The organism is Pseudomonas sp. MMS21 TM103, from assembly GCF_022132145.1.
In the GTDB taxonomy this organism is placed as follows: Bacteria; Pseudomonadota; Gammaproteobacteria; order Pseudomonadales; family Pseudomonadaceae; genus Aquipseudomonas.
Genome location: NZ_JAJISP010000005.1, coordinates 398,704 through 416,522, shown reverse-complemented (window position 1 = coordinate 416,522; position 17,819 = coordinate 398,704). Strand labels below are relative to the sequence as shown.

The 17,819-nt window shown below is 61.8% G+C and carries 18 protein-coding genes and 2 pseudogenes; 8 read left to right on the top strand and 12 right to left on the bottom strand.

The window, feature by feature from the left end:
- Positions 1-754, bottom strand: a pseudogene (locus LJY18_RS17435) (alginate export family protein); the annotation flags it as partial.
- A 342-nt stretch (positions 755-1,096) separates the two neighbouring features.
- Between LJY18_RS17435 and LJY18_RS17430 the strand changes: the two are divergent.
- Complete coding sequence (locus tag LJY18_RS17430; RefSeq protein ID WP_238043043.1) at positions 1,097-1,903, top strand: PhzF family phenazine biosynthesis protein; 807 nt, start codon at positions 1,097-1,099, stop codon at positions 1,901-1,903.
- A 134-nt stretch (positions 1,904-2,037) separates the two neighbouring features.
- On the opposite strand, the gene LJY18_RS17425 is transcribed toward LJY18_RS17430, so the two are convergent.
- Both LJY18_RS17425 and argF read right to left on the bottom strand, forming a co-directional pair.
- A complete protein-coding gene (locus LJY18_RS17425; protein ID WP_238043042.1) occupies positions 2,038-3,147 on the bottom strand; it encodes an ABC transporter ATP-binding protein in 1,110 nt (369 codons plus the stop codon).
- Complete coding sequence (argF, locus tag LJY18_RS17420; protein WP_238043041.1) at positions 3,144-4,064, bottom strand: ornithine carbamoyltransferase; 921 nt, start codon at positions 4,062-4,064, stop codon at positions 3,144-3,146. The genes LJY18_RS17425 and argF overlap by 4 nt, the downstream gene beginning before the upstream one ends.
- A 331-nt stretch (positions 4,065-4,395) precedes the next feature.
- Here argF and LJY18_RS17415 point away from each other — a divergent pair.
- From LJY18_RS17415 to grxD, 3 genes and pseudogenes are all read left to right on the top strand, one after another.
- Positions 4,396-4,826: pseudogene (locus tag LJY18_RS17415) on the top strand (hypothetical protein).
- A gap of 148 nt (positions 4,827-4,974) precedes the next feature.
- Entirely contained in the window at positions 4,975-7,083 is a 2,109-nt protein-coding gene (locus LJY18_RS17410; protein WP_238043040.1) for a molybdopterin oxidoreductase family protein, read from the top strand.
- A 118-nt stretch (positions 7,084-7,201) separates the two neighbouring features.
- Entirely contained in the window at positions 7,202-7,528 is a 327-nt protein-coding gene (gene grxD / locus LJY18_RS17405) for a Grx4 family monothiol glutaredoxin (protein WP_172145121.1), read from the top strand.
- A gap of 122 nt (positions 7,529-7,650) precedes the next feature.
- Here grxD and bfr read toward each other — a convergent pair whose 3' ends face one another.
- The gene (bfr, locus tag LJY18_RS17400; protein ID WP_238043039.1) at positions 7,651-8,121 is read right to left on the bottom strand and encodes a bacterioferritin; all 471 of its coding nucleotides are present in this window, start codon (positions 8,119-8,121) and stop codon (positions 7,651-7,653) included.
- 195 nt (positions 8,122-8,316) lie between these two features.
- Complete coding sequence (locus LJY18_RS17395; protein ID WP_238043038.1) at positions 8,317-8,535, bottom strand: bacterioferritin-associated ferredoxin; 219 nt, start codon at positions 8,533-8,535, stop codon at positions 8,317-8,319.
- A 295-nt stretch (positions 8,536-8,830) separates the two neighbouring features.
- Here LJY18_RS17395 and LJY18_RS17390 point away from each other — a divergent pair, with 295 nt between their 5' ends.
- The gene (locus LJY18_RS17390) at positions 8,831-9,433 is read left to right on the top strand and encodes a peroxiredoxin (RefSeq protein WP_238043037.1); all 603 of its coding nucleotides are present in this window, start codon (positions 8,831-8,833) and stop codon (positions 9,431-9,433) included.
- Positions 9,434-9,534: 101 nt separating this feature from the next.
- Here the strand turns inward: LJY18_RS17390 and rnt are convergent, their stop codons facing one another.
- Positions 9,535-10,212, bottom strand: a complete 678-nt coding sequence (gene rnt / locus LJY18_RS17385; RefSeq protein WP_238043036.1) for a ribonuclease T — start codon at positions 10,210-10,212, stop codon at positions 9,535-9,537.
- A complete protein-coding gene (pyrC, locus tag LJY18_RS17380; protein ID WP_238043035.1) occupies positions 10,209-11,255 on the bottom strand; it encodes a dihydroorotase in 1,047 nt (348 codons plus the stop codon). The genes rnt and pyrC overlap by 4 nt, the downstream gene beginning before the upstream one ends.
- Before the next feature lie 239 nt (positions 11,256-11,494).
- On the opposite strand from pyrC, the gene LJY18_RS17375 reads away from it, so the two are divergent.
- From LJY18_RS17375 to gloA, 3 genes are all read left to right on the top strand, one after another.
- Positions 11,495-12,379, top strand: a complete 885-nt coding sequence (locus tag LJY18_RS17375) for a flagellar protein MotY (RefSeq protein WP_238043034.1) — start codon at positions 11,495-11,497, stop codon at positions 12,377-12,379.
- A 156-nt stretch (positions 12,380-12,535) separates the two neighbouring features.
- On the top strand, positions 12,536-13,753 hold the full coding sequence (locus tag LJY18_RS17370) for an argininosuccinate synthase (RefSeq protein ID WP_238043033.1): 1,218 nt from the start codon (positions 12,536-12,538) through the stop codon (positions 13,751-13,753).
- 93 nt (positions 13,754-13,846) lie between these two features.
- On the top strand, positions 13,847-14,239 hold the full coding sequence (gene gloA, locus LJY18_RS17365; protein WP_238043032.1) for a lactoylglutathione lyase: 393 nt from the start codon (positions 13,847-13,849) through the stop codon (positions 14,237-14,239).
- Positions 14,240-14,330: 91 nt separating this feature from the next.
- On the opposite strand, the gene LJY18_RS17360 is transcribed toward gloA, so the two are convergent.
- From LJY18_RS17360 to rsxD, 5 genes are all read right to left on the bottom strand, one after another.
- The gene (locus LJY18_RS17360) at positions 14,331-14,516 is read right to left on the bottom strand and encodes a PA3496 family putative envelope integrity protein (RefSeq protein ID WP_238043031.1); all 186 of its coding nucleotides are present in this window, start codon (positions 14,514-14,516) and stop codon (positions 14,331-14,333) included.
- A gap of 106 nt (positions 14,517-14,622) precedes the next feature.
- Positions 14,623-15,261 carry an endonuclease III gene (nth, locus tag LJY18_RS17355; RefSeq protein WP_238043030.1) on the bottom strand — a complete coding sequence of 213 codons (639 nt, stop codon included), beginning with the start codon at positions 15,259-15,261 and terminating at the stop codon, positions 14,623-14,625.
- On the bottom strand, positions 15,258-15,971 hold the full coding sequence (locus LJY18_RS17350) for an electron transport complex subunit E (protein ID WP_238043029.1): 714 nt from the start codon (positions 15,969-15,971) through the stop codon (positions 15,258-15,260). Before LJY18_RS17350 ends, nth begins: the two co-directional genes overlap by 4 nt.
- The gene (rsxG, locus tag LJY18_RS17345) at positions 15,968-16,711 is read right to left on the bottom strand and encodes an electron transport complex subunit RsxG (RefSeq protein ID WP_238043028.1); all 744 of its coding nucleotides are present in this window, start codon (positions 16,709-16,711) and stop codon (positions 15,968-15,970) included. Before rsxG ends, LJY18_RS17350 begins: the two co-directional genes overlap by 4 nt.
- A gap of 2 nt (positions 16,712-16,713) precedes the next feature.
- A complete protein-coding gene (gene rsxD / locus LJY18_RS17340) occupies positions 16,714-17,745 on the bottom strand; it encodes an electron transport complex subunit RsxD (protein WP_238043027.1) in 1,032 nt (343 codons plus the stop codon).
- Positions 17,746-17,819: the final 74 nt, after the last annotated feature.

Genomic DNA, 17,819 nt, shown 5'->3' with positions numbered 1-17,819 from the left:
AGCTGACGCCCGAGATGGCGCCATTGAGGCGTACCCCGGTGGTCTGGCTCGATTGATTGCCCAGCGCCAGGTTATCCAGGCCCAGGCGGTACTGGTAGGCGGTGGCGGTCAGCTCGGGCATGAGCACGTACTGGGCATTCAGCAGATGGCTGTGGCCTTCGATATTGGCCGGGCTGGCCGCCGTGTCGAAGCGGCCGTTGCCCGGGCCGAAGATGCTGTTGATGTTGTCGAGGTAGGCGTAAGTCAGGGTCAGGCCGTCCAGCGGCTTGAGCTGGCCGAGCACGCCGTCATAGGTCTGCTCGTTCTGCCGCCAGGCGACGCCGCCGACGAAGCGCTGGTTGTCCAGATTGATGCGCTGACGGCCAACGACCGCGCTGCCCAGGCTGTGGTCATAGCGCAGCAGGGCCTGGTTGACCTCGCTGCCGTCCGGGTCGGCGACCACCGCGTAGTCGCCCTGGCCGTTGCGCGTGCTGTTGTAGCTGGCATCGCCGATACGGCTGACGTTGTCGGCCTCGATCAGGGCGGAGAGGCCGTACCACTTGCCGCTCTGGAAGCCGACGCGGGTGCGCAGGGTCTGGGCGTTGGCGTTGTTCAGGGCGTTGTCCTGGTCAACGTGTTCGTAGCGGTAGCGCAGGTCGAGGATCGGTTTGCCTTCAGTGATCAGGGTGCTCAACGGTTGGGTGGCACAAGCGGCGTGGCTGAAGGTGCTGCTGGCGATGGCCAGGGACAAAAAAGAGAGAGTTATCGGGCGCATGGCATGCTTCCTATATGGGCCAAAATCGCAAAAAAAAACGCCACAGTGCCCAGGGCTCAAAGATGAGCGGGGTACCGTGACGTCGTTGTCGGATGTGTGGCAGACACGCCGTTGTGCTGACCGAGGCTGGTCATAGCAGGTGGCGTGCCATAATTTACAAGTGCATGATTTATATGGATTTAGATATTGTTTGATGACGTTTTACGATCAGGTTACGCACCGTCCCCGTTCGTTGCGCATTGATACAGTGCAGCTGTAATGCCGTTATCCGGGGCGACTGTAGCGGGCGCCATGCCGGCGGCCACGGCATGCTAGGCCTTACACATGCCAGGAGTTTCACCCATGCAACTCGAATTCCATCAGGTCGACGCCTTCACCAATCGCCCGTTTTCCGGTAACCCGGCCATGGTCTATCGCCTGGACAGCTGGCTCAGCACCGCGCTGATGCAGCAGATCGCCGCGGAGCACAACCTGGCGGAAACCGCGTTTCTGGTGAAGGAGGGCGCCGCCTGGCATATCCGCTGGTTTACCCCACTCGCCGAGGTGCCCTTGTGCGGGCACGCCACCCTGGCCAGTGCCCAGGTGCTGTTCGAATGCTATGCCGAGCCGGGTGAGTGCATCGACTTTACCTGCCAGTCCGGGGCTCTGCGGGTGAGTCGGGAGGCGGGCCGGCTGGTGCTGGATTTCCCGCTGCGCAGGGCTGAGCCTTGTGAGTTGACCGTGCAGGTCGAGCGGGCCATGGGCATGCCGGTGCACGGGGTATTGGCACTGCAAGGCCAGCAGGGCATCCAGGAACTGCTGGTGATCCTGGCGTCGGAAGCGGCGGTGCGTGCGTTCCAGCCGAACTTGCCAGCCCTGGCCGAGTTACCGGGCTTGGGCGTGCTGATCACGGCGCCAGGCGAACGGCATGATTTCGTCTCGCGCTACTTTGCCCCGGCAATCGGCATCAATGAAGACCCGGTCACCGGCTCGACCCATTGCATGCTCACGCCTTATTGGGCCGAGCGCTTGGGCAAGAGCGAACTGAGTGCCTACCAGTGCTCGGCCCGGGGCGGCGAGTTGCACTGCCGGCTTGAGGGTGAGCGCGTCAAGATCGCCGGTCAGGCGCTGTTGGTGGCCAGTGGACGCTTGTGCTTGAGCGAGGATTAGCGGCCTGAGCCAGCGGCGGGTGTCACTCGCCGCGGGTCGTCGCTGCGCTCCTAAGTCGCCCGGCGGATGGACAGTGCGCCGAATTTGGGGCACTCCAGGGTTTATATGAACTGCCTGCGCGTCCTGGCCTGGACTCAGCTGGCGCTACTGAAGCGGCGCACGCTGGAATCGCCGAGGTTAATGTGGGCGGCGATGCTGCCGGGGGCGGGGAACACCACCAGGTGATCGGCCGCCACACGAATGCCGACGTGTTCGCCAGGGCGGTGGTCGGCATGGCTGGGGAACAGCGATTCCAGCAGGCTGCCGGTCGCCAGTTGCAGGCGGTAGAGGGTGGCGGCGCCGAGGAAGGTCTTGCCGACGATCAGTGCTTTCAGCTCGCTGTCCGGGGCGTAGACGATGTCGTCCGGGCGCAGCAGCACATCCACTGCGCTGCCGCTCGCCCAGGTATAGGCGCGATTGCCGCGAATCAGGCCCAGTTCGGTCTGCACCGTGTCCGGGCTGAGCAACTGGCCGCGAATAAAGTAGCCCTGGCCAATGAAGCTGGCGACGAAGGGAGTCAGTGGTTCGTGGTAGAGGTTGTACGGGGTATCCCATTGCTGCAGTCGGCCCTCATGAAAGACGCCGACATGATCGCTGACGGCGAAGGCCTCTTCCTGGTCATGGGTCACCAGAATCGCACTGGTGCCGCGGGCTTTGAGAATGTCGCGAACCTCATGGCTCAAGCGTCGGCGCAACTCGCCATCGAGGTTGGAAAAGGGTTCGTCGAGCAGCAGCAGGCGTGGCTCCGGGGCCAGTGCGCGGGCCAGGGCCACCCGCTGTTGCTGGCCGCCGGACAGCTCGTGGGGATAGCGCTTGCTCAGGTGGCTGAGTTTGACCAGCTCCAACAGTTCGCCGGTGATGCGTTCGCAGTTGGGTTGCTGGCGAATGCCGAAGGCAATGTTTTCCGCCACGCTCAGGTGCGGGAACAGCGCGTAGTCCTGGAACACCATGCCGATTCGGCGCTTCTCCGGCGCCAGGGTGAACCCGGCGCGGGAAATCACCTCGTCGGCCAGTTGAATCTCGCCCTCGAGCACCGGCTCGAAGCCGGCGATGGCGCGCAGGGTAGTGGTCTTGCCGCAGCCTGACGGGCCGAGCAGGCAGCCGATGTCGCCGGCGTTGAGGTGCAGATGGAGGTTCTGCACCACCTTGTGCTCGGGGTAGCCGCAGCTCAAGTCACGCAGGTTCAGCAGCAGGGGGGTGCTCATGCGTGGTGATACGCCGGCTCGACCAGAAATTCGAGCAGGGCCTTTTGCGCATGCAGGCGGTTCTCCGCCTGGTCCCAGGCCGCCGAGCGCGGGTCGTCGAGCAGGTCTTCGCTGATCTCTTCGCCGCGGTGGGCCGGCAGGCAGTGCAGGAATAGCACGTCTTCGGCAGCGGCATCGAGCAGGGCGCGGTTGACCTGATAGGGCGTGAACAACTTGAGGCGCTCGGCGATTTCTTCCTCCTGGCCCATCGAGGCCCAGACATCGGTGCTTACCAGGTGCGCACCGGCTACCGCCTCGCGCGGGTCGCGGAAGATCGTCACCCGATCCTCGGCCTGAGCCAGGAACTGGGGGTGCGGCTCATAGCCTTCGGGGCAGGCGATGCGCAGTTGGAAGTCGAATTGCTGCGCGGCTTCTATATAGGAGTTGCACATGTTGTTGCCGTCGCCGATCCAGGCCACGGTCTTGCCTTTGATGCTGCCGCGCTGTTCGTGGAAGGTCTGCATGTCGGCCAGCAGCTGGCAGGGGTGCAGGTCGTCGGACAAGCCATTGATCACCGGCACTCGTGAACTCGCGGCGAACTCGGTCAGGGTGCTGTGGGCGAAGGTGCGGATCATCACCGCATCGAGCATGCGCGACATGACGATGGCCGCATCGCCGATCGGTTCGCCACGGCCAAGCTGGGTGTCGCGCGGCGACAAAAAGATCGCCTGCCCGCCAAGCTGGATCATGCCCGCCTCGAACGACAGGCGGGTCCGGGTCGAGGCTTTCTCGAAAATCATCCCCAGCACGCGGTTCTTCAGCGGCTCGAACAGCACGCCACGGTTGCGCAAGTCCTTAAGCTCCATGCCGCGGCGGATCAGGCTCACCAGTTCTTGCGGTGTGCAGTCCTTCAGCGAGAGAAAGTGTCTTGCGCTCATGGTTAACTACCTTTTGACAGCTGGGCGCAGGTTCAAGGGCCGGGTTTAACGGTGGAAACGGCAGAACCTGCGGCTGGGAGCCGCACAGTGCGACGAAACGGGGAAGGCGCGATCTTATAAGGAAATGGCGAGCAGGCGCAAATTGTCCTGTCGGCCATGGATAAGCCGGTGCCGTGTAAGCGTTTACCTCATTCGCTGTGCGAGAGGTCATATTTCTGGCATCTGTGCTTGCCCGGCAGATGCATGGCTTCTGGGATGCCCGCGCCTTTTCGAGGCAATGCAGTGTCCCCGCAATGGGTTATCCATGGAATGTAATGCACAGGAGTCTTGCATGAAACGCATCCTAACTATCGCCACGCTCTCTGCCGTCGCCCTGTTGACTGGTTGTGCCAGCCAGAACGTCAGTCAGCCGACTGCGCAGCTCAATGGTGAAGTGACTACCAACCTGAAGGCCGATGTCAAACTAGGCGAGACCATCACGGGTTAATCGTCGGTGAACATCCTGTTCAATGTGATCAAGCTGGGTGGCGACACTCAGTTCGCCGATGGCGTGACCTATGGTGGTGACGAGGGTGGTTTCGCCCTGGGTATCGACCCGGTTGCTTCCGCCAAATCCGCAGCTGCTTACAAGGCCGTCATGTCTCGGGTGCCGATCTGATCGTTGCACCGCGTTACGAAGTGAGCGTTGAGGATTACCTTGTCTACAAGACCGTCAACGTAAAAGTGACCGGTAAGAAAGGCACCGTGACCGCTATCCGCTAAGGACTAGTTGTTCGCACCTATGAATCGGTCGGCATGATGCCGGCCGATTCATCAGATGAACGCTGCTGGCGCAGTTCCCTCTCAGTCGCCATAGTCATATTCGTGCCGACCATTGCGGTCGTATTGAACAAGAATATGAGGCTAGGCCATGACCAAGACCCTCCATCACCGTGCGTGCCATCTGTGCGAAGCCATCTGCGGCTTGACCATCGAAACCGAAACCCAAGCTGACGGCTCAACGCAGATCCGTTCGATCAAGGGTGATGCCCAGGACAGCTTCAGTCGCGGTCATGTCTGCCCTAAAGCCGTGGCCTTGCAGGACATCCAGAACGATCCCGACCGTTTGCGGCACCCCATGCGCCGAGTCGGTAGCGAATGGCAGGCGATCGAATGGGACGAGGCCTTTGCCCTGGTTGCCGAGCGTCTCAGTGATATCCAGGCGCGCCATGGTGCCAATGCCGTGGCCAGCTATCAGGGCAATCCCAGTGTGCATAACTACGGGTTGTTGACCCACAGCAACTACTTCCTCGGTCTGCTCAAGACCCGCAGCCGCTTCTCCGCCACCTCGGTGGATCAACTGCCCCATCACCTGGTCAGTTTGCAGATGTACGGCCACGGTTTCCTGCTGCCGATCTGCGATATCGACCACACCGACTTCATGCTGATCCTCGGCGGCAATCCTTTGGCCTCCAACGGCAGCATCATGACCGTGCCCGATGTGGAGAAACGCCTGAAGGCGATCAAGGCGCGCGGCGGCAAAGTCGTGGTGGTCGACCCGCGCCGCAGTGAAACCGCAGCGATTGCCGATCAGCATGTGTTCGTGCGGCCGGGCGAGGATGCCGCGCTGCTGTTCGGCCTGCTCAATACCCTGTTCGAGGAAGGCCTGACGCGTACCAGTCATCTGCCGGTCACCGGGCTGGACGAGGCCCGTGCAGCCATCGCCGGCTTCACCGCCGAAGCCATGAGCGAGCGTTGCGGTGTGCCGGCCGACATCATTCGCCAGTTGGCCCGCGACTTCGCCGCGGCGGACAAGGCGGTGTGCTACGGCCGCATGGGCGTTTCCACCCAGGCCTTTGGCACGCTGTGCCATTGGCTGATCCAGTTGATCAATCTGGTCACCGGCAACCTCGACCGCGAGGGCGGGGCGCTGTGCACCGAGGCTGCCATCGACCTGACCACCGGCAGTTCCGGCACCCGCTTCGACCGCTGGCGCAGCCGCGTTTCCGGGTTGCCGGAATATAGCGGCGAACTGCCGGTCGCGGCCCTGGCCGAAGAAATGCTGACCCCGGGCGAGGGGCAGATCCGTGCCCTGGTCACGGTCGCCGGCAACCCGGTGCTCTCGACCCCCAACGGCCGCCAGCTGGAACAGGCGCTGGACGGCCTGGAGTTCATGCTCAGCATCGACACCTATATCAACGAAACCACCCGCTACGCCGACCTGATCCTGCCACCCACCGGACCGCTGGAGCATGATCACTACGACATGACCTTCAACAGCTTCGCCGTGCGCAACGTCGCCCGTTTCAACCTGCCGGTGCTGGAAAAGCCGGCCGGTACCCTGCACGACTGGGAAATCTTCGTCGGCCTGGCCAGGGCCTTCGCCGGCAAGCTCGGCGTCGAGCTGAAGCCGACCATGGAACCGGCGAAAATTATCGACATGGGGCTGCGTGCGGGCCGCTATGGCGATAAGTCCGAGCATCAGCTGTCCCTGGCCACGCTGCTGGACTATCCACACGGTATCGACCTGGGGGCGCTCAAGCCCAGCCTGGCGGCACGCTTGCGCACCCCGGACCAGCAAGTCCAGGCCGCACCGGCCTTGCTCTTGAGCGATCTGCCGCGCTTCGCTGCGCAGCCGCTACCCGAGGCCGACCAGCTGCTGCTGATCGGCCGTCGCCATGTGCGCAGCAACAACTCCTGGATGCACAATTACCACCGCCTGGTGAAAGGCAAGCCGCGCCATCAACTGTTGATGAATCCGGCGGATCTGCACCAGCGCGGCTTGGCCGACGGCCAGTTGGTCAGCGTGCGTTCGCGGGTCGGCGCCATCGACGTGGAGGTCGCCGCCAGCGACGAGATGATGCCCGGTGTGGTCAGTCTGCCCCACGGTTGGGGTCATGCACGTCCCGGCGTACAATTGACCATAGCCAGCGCGCAACCCGGTGCCAGCGCCAACGACCTGACCGATGAGCGCCAGCTCGATGCCTTGTCCGGCAATGCTGCGCTCAATGGCGTGCCGGTCGAGGTCTGTGCCGCCTGACTCCGTAGCCACTCGGCGGAGTCGGTTGAGCCAAGGCCGAGCATTGCGCTCGGCTTTTCGCTACAATGCCGCCACCGTGCCGACCCGTGAGTCGGGAAGTTTAGACCTGAGGTGCCCCATGGATATCATCGAAACCATCAAAGAGCAGATCGCCAACAATACCGTTCTGCTGTACATGAAAGGCTCGCCGAACGCGCCGCAGTGCGGTTTTTCCTCCAAAGCTGCGCAGGCGGTAATGGCTTGTGGCGAGAAATTCGCCTATGTCGACATCCTGCAGAACCCGGAAATCCGCGCCAATCTGCCGAAGTACGCCAACTGGCCGACCTTCCCGCAGCTCTGGGTTGGCGGCGAACTGGTTGGTGGCAGCGACATCGTCGCCGAGATGTTCGAGAAGGGTGAGCTGCAGACCCTGATCAAGAGCGCCATGCAGAAAACCGACGCCTGAGTCGGTTTTGCGGCAAAAAAAGCCCCGCGATTGCGGGGTTTTTTGTGCCTGAATGCCTGGCCGTGACAGGGCAAACAAAAACGGGAGCCTCTAGGCTCCCGTTGATCTCGCGCAATAGGCGATCAGTCGTTCATCTGCGACTGCAGGTAGTTCTGCAAACCGACGGCGTCGAGCAGGCTCAGTTGGGTTTCCAGCCAGTCGATGTGTTCTTCTTCCGAGCAGAGGATCTCTTTCAGCAGATCGCGACTGGCGTAGTCGCCGATGCTTTCGCAATAGGCAATCGCCGCCTTCAGGTCGATATGCGCCTTGTGCTCGATCTTCAGGTCGCACTCGAGCATTTCCTTGGTGTTTTCACCGATCAGCAGTTTGCCGAGATCCTGCACGTTCGGCAGGCCTTCGAGGAAGAGGATGCGCTTGATCAGCTTGTCCGCATGCTTCATCTCGTCGATGGACTCGTGGTACTCGTGTTCGCCGAGTTTCTTCAGGCCCCAGTCTTCATACATGCGCGCGTGCAGGAAGTATTGGTTGATGGCGACCAACTCGTTACCGAGGACCTTGTTCAGATGCTGGATGACTTTCTTGTCGCCTTTCATGGTCTGAGCTGCCTTGCTGGGAAAGTTGATAGGAAATCTTGGGCCGGGCAATAGCGTCTGTCAAATCTAAGTATCTGAAATCTAAACATAAATAACTATCAATAAGGACTAATGTCCTCCCTGCCCAAGGCCTAAGCTCTTGAATTTCGGGTATAAAAAACCGGGCACGTGGCCCGGTTGTTTTACATCGAGTACCTAGGCGGCGACAAAATTCGCTGTACAGGCCAAGGCCGCCTGACTGCTTTGCACTTCGCTGAGGGTTTCGCGAACCACTTGCTTGGCCAGGCAGGCACATTTACCGCATTGACTGGCAACGCCGAGGGTCGTGCGCACATCACGGTAGCTGCAGCAACCTTCAAAGATTGCGTCGCGGATTTGATGGTCGGTGACACCTTCGCAGAGACAGACATACATGGGATAAGACTCGTCGCAGGGCAGTGGTTGGTTGCGTTCGATACTAATGCTAATGAGAATGCTTGTCAAAGCTCTTGTCCAAGGCTGACGATCGATGTCGGGTGCAGCAGGCCAGCGGTGGAGGAGAGGCCCGGAAAGCGGCCAGGGCCTCCGCTCAGAAAAGCGCTGGGCGAGGCTGAAAATCGACGTGTATGATGGCCGGCCCCGCAGGTGCGGGCGTTGTCATCATGCGGTCGTCAGGCGGCTTCAAGGTGAATTCGGCTCGCACCCGATCCATGACTCAAGGAGATATTCAATGAGCGTACTCGTCGGTAAGAAAGCCCCTGATTTTGATGTTGCTGCAGTACTGGGCAATGGCGAAATCGTCGATAGTTTCAGCCTGTCCTCGGCGATCAAGGGTAAATACGGCCTGGTGTTCTTCTATCCACTGGATTTCACCTTCGTTTGCCCATCCGAACTTATCGCTTTGGATCGCCGCATTCCCGAGTTCCAGGAACGTAACGTCGAAGTAATTGGCGTGTCGATCGACTCGCACTTCACCCACAATGCCTGGCGCAACACCCCGGTAGAAAAGGGCGGCATTGGCCCGGTCAAGTACACCCTGGCGGCCGACATCAATCACGAAATCTGCAAGGCCTACGACGTCGAGTCCGAAGACGGCGTGGCCTTCCGCGGCGCGTTCCTGATCGACTTGAATGGCGTTGTGCGGTCGCAGATCGTCAATGACCTGCCGCTGGGCCGCAACATGGATGAGTTGTTGCGTCTGGTCGATGCCCTGCAGTTCACCGAAGAGCATGGCGAAGTGTGCCCGGCCAACTGGATCAAAGGCGACAAAGGCATGGTCGCCTCGCCGGAAGGCGTAGCCAAGTACCTGACCGAGAACGCCGCCAGCCTGTAAGGTATTCTGCGGCGCACAAAAAAACCGGCTCGCGGCCGGTTTTTTTGTGGGTGGGATCTTTAGGAACCAGCTGGCTGTGGTCCTGCAGATGCAAGCAGGCGTCAGTCGTCGAAGTCGTGCCAGCCACCCATTTCCTTCCAACGGTTGACGATGCCGCAGAACAGCTCGGCGGTTTTTTCCGTGTCATAGCGTGCCGAGTGAGCTTCACGGCCATCGAAGTCGATATCGGCAGCCTGGCAGGCTTTGGCCAGTACGGTCTGGCCGTAGGCGAGGCCGGCGAGGGTGGCGGTGTCGAAGCTCGAGAAGGGGTGGAAGGGGTTGCGCTTCATGTCGCAGCGCGTGACGGCGGCATTGAGGAAGCCGAGGTCGAAGCTGCTGTTATGCCCCACCAGGATCGCTCGTTTGCAGCCGTTGGCTTTCAGCGACTTGCGCAGGCTGCGGAAGATCTCGGTCAGCGCGTGTTCTTCGCTGACGGCCATGCGCAGCGGGTGATCGAGCTTGATCCCGGTGAAGTCCAGGGCTGCCTGCTCGATATTGGCGCCGGCGAAGGGCTCGACGCGGAAAAACAGGGTGTGCTCGGGGTAGAGGAAGCCGCTTTCATCCATGCCGATGGTGGTGGCGGCGATTTCCAGCAGGGCATCGGTGGCGCAATTGAAGCCGCCGGTCTCCACGTCCACGACGACCGGCAGATAGCCGCGAAAGCGTTCCGCCATCGGATGCCGCGAGCCGCTGCCAGTATTCGGGTGATCCAGTTCGGTGTCGAAATGTTCGCCGCTCACGCGTTGTCCTCCAGCAGGCGCCAGCGCAGTGTTTCACCAGCGCGCAGCGGGATTACGGTTTGTTCGCCCAGTGGCAATTCGCCAGGTACGACCCAGTCCTGACGAACCAGGGTGATAGTGTCGCTGTTGCGCGGCAGGCCATAGAAGTCGGGACCATGCTGGCTGGCGAAGGCTTCGAGCTTGTCCAGGGCATTGCGCTGCTCGAACGCTTCGGCATACAGCTCGATGGCGGCATAGGCGCTGTAGCAGCCGGCGCAACCGCAGGCGGCTTCCTTGGCGTGCCGGGCATGTGGCGCCGAGTCGGTGCCGAGGAAGAACTTCGGGCTACCGCTGGTGGCGGCGTCGAGCAAGGCTTCCTGGTGCACGTTGCGCTTGAGAATCGGCAGGCAGTAGAAGTGCGGGCGGATTCCGCCAACCAGCATGTGGTTGCGGTTGTACAGCAGGTGATGGGCGGTGATGGTGGCACCGACGTTGGCCGAGGCCGCGTTGACGAATTCGACCGCATCGCGGGTGGTGATGTGTTCGAATACCACCTTGAGGGTCGGGAAGCGCTCGACCACCCGGCTCAGTTGTTCGTCGATAAAGAACTTCTCGCGATCGAAGACATCGATCTCGCTGCGCGTCACTTCGCCGTGTACCAACAGCGGCAGGCCGACTTCGGCCATGGCTTCCAGGGTCGGGAAGATCTTGTCGATGCTGGTTACGCCGGAATCGGAGTTGGTGGTGGCGCCGGCCGGGTAGAGTTTGGCCGCATGCACAAAGCCCGAGGCCTTGGCGGCGCGCACATCGGCCGGGCTGCTCAGGTCGGTGAGGTAAAGCACCATCAGCGGCTCGAAACGACTGCCTGCCGGGCGTGCGGCAAGAATCCGCTGGCGGTAGGCATCGGCCTCGCTGGCATTGCGTACCGGCGGCACCAGATTGGGCATGATGATGGCGCGGGCGAAGGTCCGGGCGGCGTCGGCAACAGTGTGCGCCAGCACGGCGCCATCGCGCAGGTGAATATGCCAGTCGTCGGGACGCAGCAAAGTGAGGCGGTCGGTCATGGATGTTTCCAGGCGGGCAAAACGTGCAGGGAATGCTACCGGAAAAGCCCAGTCAGGGCACGCCGAAAGCGGCCTCTGTGCAATGGGCTGTGGTGGTGAAAACCGGGCGCAGTAGCTGCTTAACCCTGAATCAAGACATCCGCAGTGGTTTGCTTGCGCCTGCCGGCGCAATCGGCTGCTCAAGTTTTGCCCGATGGCACCGATAGTCAGGGGGTACGTGGTATTTCCTGGAGTCTTCCGTGCGCTCGTCCTCTCTCGTCCTATTGTGCCTGCTGGCCAGCCAGCCAGCGCTAGCCATCACCTTCCAGACCCGCCTGGAAAAGGTCGAGTGGGCGGTTGCCGGTGACCAGTTCGAGTGCCGCCTGAGCCAGCCGATCACCGACTTCGGTGCAGGGATCTTCGTGCGCCGGGCTGGCGAGCAGGCGACCTTTAATCTGCAGGTACCTGAGCGCTGGCTGGGCGCCGGCTCGGCAACGCTGCTGGCGGCCGCCGCCCCTTGGCAGCCGGGGCGTGGCGATATCAACCTGGGGGCGGTCAGGGTTGGCGACGGGGAGGTGCCTTTCAGCAGCACTCAGGAACAGGCCAGTCGTCTGCTCAGCGGCTTGCTGGAGGGGCGTAGCCCATTGATCCGCCATCGCAGCCGGCATGCGGGCGATAGCCTTGAAGTGCGCTTGCTGCCGGTCAGGTTTCGCAAGGCCTACAACGATTACCTGGCCTGTACGGCCAAGCTGCTACCGGTCAATTTCGAACAGATCCGCCAATCCCGTGTCGGTTTCCCAGGTGGCGGCGTGGACTTGGCGCCGCAGGCCAAGGCCGAGCTGGACGTCATTCTGAGCTATCTCAAGGCCGACCCCAGCGTCAATCGTATCCAGCTCGATGGCCATGCCGATAACAGCGGTAATCGCCTGACCAATCGCGACCTGTCGCGGCGTCGTGCCCTGGCGGTGATGGAGTACCTGCAAGCCAATGGCGTGTCGCCCGAGCAGATCACCTTGCGCTTTCATGGCGAGCGTTACCCCCTGGTGCCGAATAACAGTGAAGCCAATCGCGCGAAAAATCGACGGGTCAGCGTAGCGTTGGCCCGGGTGGCCGAAGCGGATGAAACGCCTGAGACCCCGCTGTAGCGCTGCCTGCAGAGGGGGGGCTGAATCGCTGCGAGTGGGCTGGGCCGATTCCCGGCTTTGCCGCTTCGTCGTCACAGACTGTCGCAGTGCTGTAAATCATCCTGCGTGACCAGTAGAATCACCGGTTTCCCGAACAACCCCGTGGAGTTGATTGGCATGGCCGACGTAAACAAGGTAGTCCTGGCATATTCCGGTGGCCTGGACACTTCCGTGATCCTCAAGTGGCTGCAAGACACCTATAACTGTGAAGTGGTGACCTTCACCGCCGACCTCGGCCAGGGCGAGGAAGTCGAGCCGGCCCGCGCCAAGGCCAAGGCCATGGGCGTCAAGGAAGTCTACATCGACGACCTGCGCGAAGAATTCGTCCGCGACTTCGTCTACCCGATGTTCCGCGCCAACACCGTCTACGAAGGCGAGTACCTGCTGGGTACCTCCATCGCCCGCCCGCTGATTGCCAAGCGCCTGATCGAAATCGCCAACGAGACTGGTGCAGATGCCATCTCCCACGGCGCCACCGGCAAGGGCAACGATCAGGTGCGTTTCGAGCTGGGCGCCTATGCGCTCAAGCCAGGTGTGAAGGTGATTGCTCCTTGGCGCGAGTGGGACCTGCTGTCGCGCGAGAAACTGATGGACTACGCCGCCAAGCACGAAATCCCGATCGAACGTCACGGCAAGAAGAAGTCGCCGTACTCCATGGATGCCAACCTGCTGCACATCTCCTATGAAGGCGGCGTGCTGGAAGACACCTGGGCCGAGCATGAAGAAGACATGTGGAAGTGGACGGTGTCCCCTGAAGCTGCGCCGGACAAGGCGACCTATATCGAGCTGACCTACCGCGCCGGTGACATCGTCGCCATCGACGGCAAGGACATGACCCCTGCCACGGTATTGGCCGAGTTGAACCGCATCGGCGGCGAGAACGGCATCGGGCGCCTGGACATCGTCGAGAACCGCTTCGTCGGCATGAAGTCGCGTGGCTGCTACGAGACCCCCGGCGGCACCATCATGCTCAAGGGCCACCGCGCCATCGAGTCGATCACCCTCGACCGAGAAGTCGCTCACCTGAAAGACGAGTTGATGCCCAAATACGCCAGCCTGATCTACAACGGTTTCTGGTGGAGCCCAGAGCGTCTGATGCTGCAACAGATGATCGACGCCTCCCAGGCCAACGTGAACGGCGTAGTGCGCATGAAGCTGTACAAGGGCAACGTGATCATCACCGGGCGCAAGTCCGATGACTCGCTGTTCGATGCTAATATCGCCACCTTCGAGGACGACGCCGGCGCCTATGATCAGCAGGACGCGGCCGGCTTCATCAAGCTCAACGCCCTGCGTATGCGCATCGCGGCTAACAAGGGTCGCAAGCTGCTCTGATAGACTGAGCACCTAAGCCCCGCAAACCCCGGCCTAGAGCCGGGGTTTGCATTTCAGGCCCGTGAGCGCGGGCAGCGGACAAGGAGAAACCCAATGAGGCTACTGCACACCATGCTGCGCGTTGGCGATCTGGATAAATCCATCGCCTTCTATACCGACGTGCTGGGCATGACCCTGCTGCGGCGCAAGGATTACCCGGACGGCCAGTTCACCCTGGCCTTCGTCGGCTACGGTGACGAGGCGCATAACAGCGTGATCGAGCTGACCTATAACTGGGGCGTCGACAGCTACGAACAGGGTACAGGCTACGGCCATATCGCCCTGGAAGTGGCGGACGTCTACAAGGCTTGCGAAGACATCCGCGCCCGCGGTGGCAAGGTCACCCGCGAGCCGGGGCCGATGAAGCATGGCAGCAGCATCCTGGCCTTCGTTGAAGACCCGGATGGCTACAAGATCGAGTTGCTGTCGCCGTCGCGTGCGGACTGACGGTTACTGGCGCGCCCCGGCAGCGTAGTTGGCCGCTCGACCACGAAAAAGCCCCGCATCGTTGCGGGGCTTTTTCGTATTGGCGTGAGAACTACAGGTCGAAGTCGTATTCGGCCAGTTGTTTGTGCAAGCGCCGCTCTTCGAGGAAATTGTCGATGACGCGCCGTTTGGTCAGGTTGGTTTTGGCAACCTCAACAGGGGCATCGGCATCGCCGTCGTCGGCATCTTCTGCGACAAAGTCTTCGTCGAGCTCGAGGTCTTCTTTACCAGTGCTCATGTTTTTCACTCCCGGCTACAAGGGCCATTTGCGCACCTTATAGCCGCAAAAGCGGGGCGGGTAAAAAAGATTTTTTCTATCGGTCAGGCGTTGAACTGTTGAAAGCTCAATCGTCCGAGGTTTTGTGCTTGTATTCGCACAGGTCTTCGATGCGGCAACTGCCACAGCGTGGCTTGCGCGCCAGGCAAACATAGCGACCATGGAGGATCAGCCAGTGGTGTGAATCGAGGAGAAATTCCGTGGGCACGAACTTCAACAGCTTCTTTTCCACCTCGAGCACATTCTTGCCGGGGGCAATCCCGGTGCGGTTGCTGACCCGGAAAATATGCGTGTCCACCGCCATGGTCAGCTGGCGAAAGGCCGTGTTGAGCACCACGTTGGCGGTCTTGCGGCCGACCCCTGGCAGCGCTTCAAGGTCTTCGCGCGTCTGCGGCACCTGGCTGCCGTGGCGTTCGATCAGCAGGCGACAGGTCTCTATGACGTTCTTCGCCTTGCCGTTGTACAGACCTATGGTCTTGATGTACTCGGACAGGCCGTCCACGCCCAGGGCATAGATCGCCTCCGGTGTGTTGGCGACGGGAAACAGTTTGGCGGTGGCCTTGTTCACCCCGACGTCGGTGGCTTGGGCCGAGAGGATGACCGCGATCAGCAGTTCGAAAGGCGAACTGTAGGCCAGCTCGGTTTTTGGCTCTGGATTGTCTTCGTGCAGACGGCGGAAGATTTCGTAGCGCTTGGCGGCATTCACTCGATCACTCCGGTGACCCGCACCCGACGGCTGGGCGCCGGCACGTCAACCTGCTTTGCTTTGGCCCGTTCGGCCAGCACTTGATCGATGCGGTTTTTCCCGGCGATCAGCAGGCCCAGAACGATGAAGGCGCCTGGGGGCAGAATGGCCAGCAGGAAGCCTTTGTAGTCGGCTAACAGGGTCAGTTGCCAATCGGCGGCGCCGGGGCCGAACAGCAGGTGCATATTGGCGAACAGCGAGCCGGTGCCGAGCAGTTCGCGGACGGCGCCGATCATGACCAGCACCCCGCCGAAACCGATACCCATCACCAGGCCGTCATAGGCTGCTCGCCCCGGATCGTTCTTCGCCGCAAAACCGTCGGCGCGACCAAGAATCACGCAGTTGGTGGTGATCAGCGGGATGAAGATGCCGAGGATCTGATACAGCTCGTAGGTGTAGGCTTGCATCAATAGTTCGATGCAGGTGGTCAGGGCGGCGATGATCATCACGAAGGCCGGCAGACGCACGGCGGTGTTGACCACGCCGCGCACCAGTGACACCGCGGTGTTGGAGCAGATCAGTACCACCGCACTGGCCAGGGCCAGGCCCAGGGCGTTGACCGTGGAGTTGCTGACCCCGAGCAGCGGGCAGAGACCGAGCAGCTGAACCAGCGCCGGGTTGTTCTTCCACAGACCGTTAAGGGTGATCTCGCGATAGCTGGGGCTGCTCATGGCGTGGTTCCTCGATCATCCGGGGCGCTGCTGTCGCCCTCGCTGGTGCGCGAATGGCTGACATCGGCCTCAGCCTCGTCACGCAGGTCGGCATCGCGGGCCGCGCCCGTATTGCTGGCGACCAGCAGTTCGGCGCGATGCCGATCGAAATACAGCAGCGCGTTGTGCACCGCTTTGACCACTGCGCGCGGGGTGATGGTGGCGCCGGTGAACTGATCGAACTCGCCGCGATCCTTCTTCACCGCCCAGCCGGCCTCATCTGGATCGCTGAGCGATTTGCCATTGAACCCCAGGATCCAGTTGCTTTTCGCCAGCTCGACCCTGTCGCCCAGGCCCGGGGTTTCGCGGTGACTGAGCACGCGCACACCAGCCAGGTGGCCATCGGCACGAATGCCAACCAGCAAGCGGATTGTGCCGCTGTAACCGTCCGGGGCGGTGGTCTGAAGGATCACCGCGCTGGGCTGCTGCTCCTTCAGGGCGATATAGGCGGTTTGCGGCAGCTTGCTGCCGAGCAGCAAGGGGTCGCGCACCTCGATGCGGTTGTCCAGCAGATGGTTGTCGTAGCTCTCCGCCGGAAGGATTTCAGTCAGGGTGCGCATCTGCGCCTGTTGCTGGGCCACTTCGATCTGCCTGGCGGTGGCGAGTTGCACCAGCGTCACCACGCCGACCGTGGCCACAGCGAACAGGCCGAGGACCAGGCTGTTCTTCAGCATCGAGCGGCTGATTTCCGGGAAGGTCATGGTCATTCTCCCAGATTGAAGCCGCGAGTCGGCTTGCGGTGACCGTAGGTGCGCGGTCGCGTGTAATAGTCGATGGTCGGCGCGGCCAGGTTCATCAGCAGCACGGCGAAGGCCACGGCGTCCGGGTAGCCGCCCCAGGCGCGGATCACATAGACCAGCACGCCGACGCCGGCACCGAAAATCAGGCGCCCACGGTTGCTGGTGGCGCCGGATACCGGGTCGGTGACAATGAAGAAGGCGCCGAGCATGGTCGCGCCGGTGAGCAGGTGAAACAGCGGCGAGCCATTGGAATCCGAGCCCGAACCATGCCAGAACAGCAGGCTCATGAGGGCCAGGCTGGCGAGCATGCCCACGGGCGCATGCCAGGTGAACACGCGCTTGTAGAGCAGATAGAGGCCGCCAGCGAGAAAGGCCAGGTTGACCGCTTCAGCTGCTGCGCCGCCGAAGCGGCCAAACGCCGGGTTTTGTGCCCAGAGTTCGTCCATGGTCAGGCTCTTGTTGATCTTGATGACATCCAGCGCGGTGGCCTGGGTCCAGCCATCGGGCAGGGCGGCCAGGCCGAAAATGTGCTGCAGGCCATCGAGTAGACCGACCGAGTGCGGCGCCGGCCAGCTGGTCATTTCCACCGGGAAGGAGATCAGCACCACCACATAACCGAGCATCGCAGGGTTGAACGGGTTCTGTCCGAGGCCGCCGTACAGTTGCTTGCCGAAGACGATGGCGAAGCCGGTGGCGATCAGGGTCAACCACCAGGGGGAATAGGCAGGCAGGGCCAGGGCCAGCAGCACCGCGGTGACCAGAGCGCTGTAGTCCTTGAGAAAGAAACCCAGGGGGCGCTGGCGCAGGGTCAGGATCGCTGCCTCGAAGCCCAGGGCGCAGGCGCTGGCCCAGAGCAGGTTGGTCAGGGTGCCAAAGCCGAACAGCCAGGTCAGTGCCAGGATCCCCGGCACGGTGGCCAGCAGTACCTGCAGCATCACCTGCTGGGTACGGTTGCTGCCCTTGGCGTGGGGCGATGTGATGCGGGGCAGGGCCATTGGCACTCCGGTTGGTGTCTTGCGCAGGCCACGCGGTGCGCGGCCTTGATAGCTGTTCAGAATCGCAGCCCGGA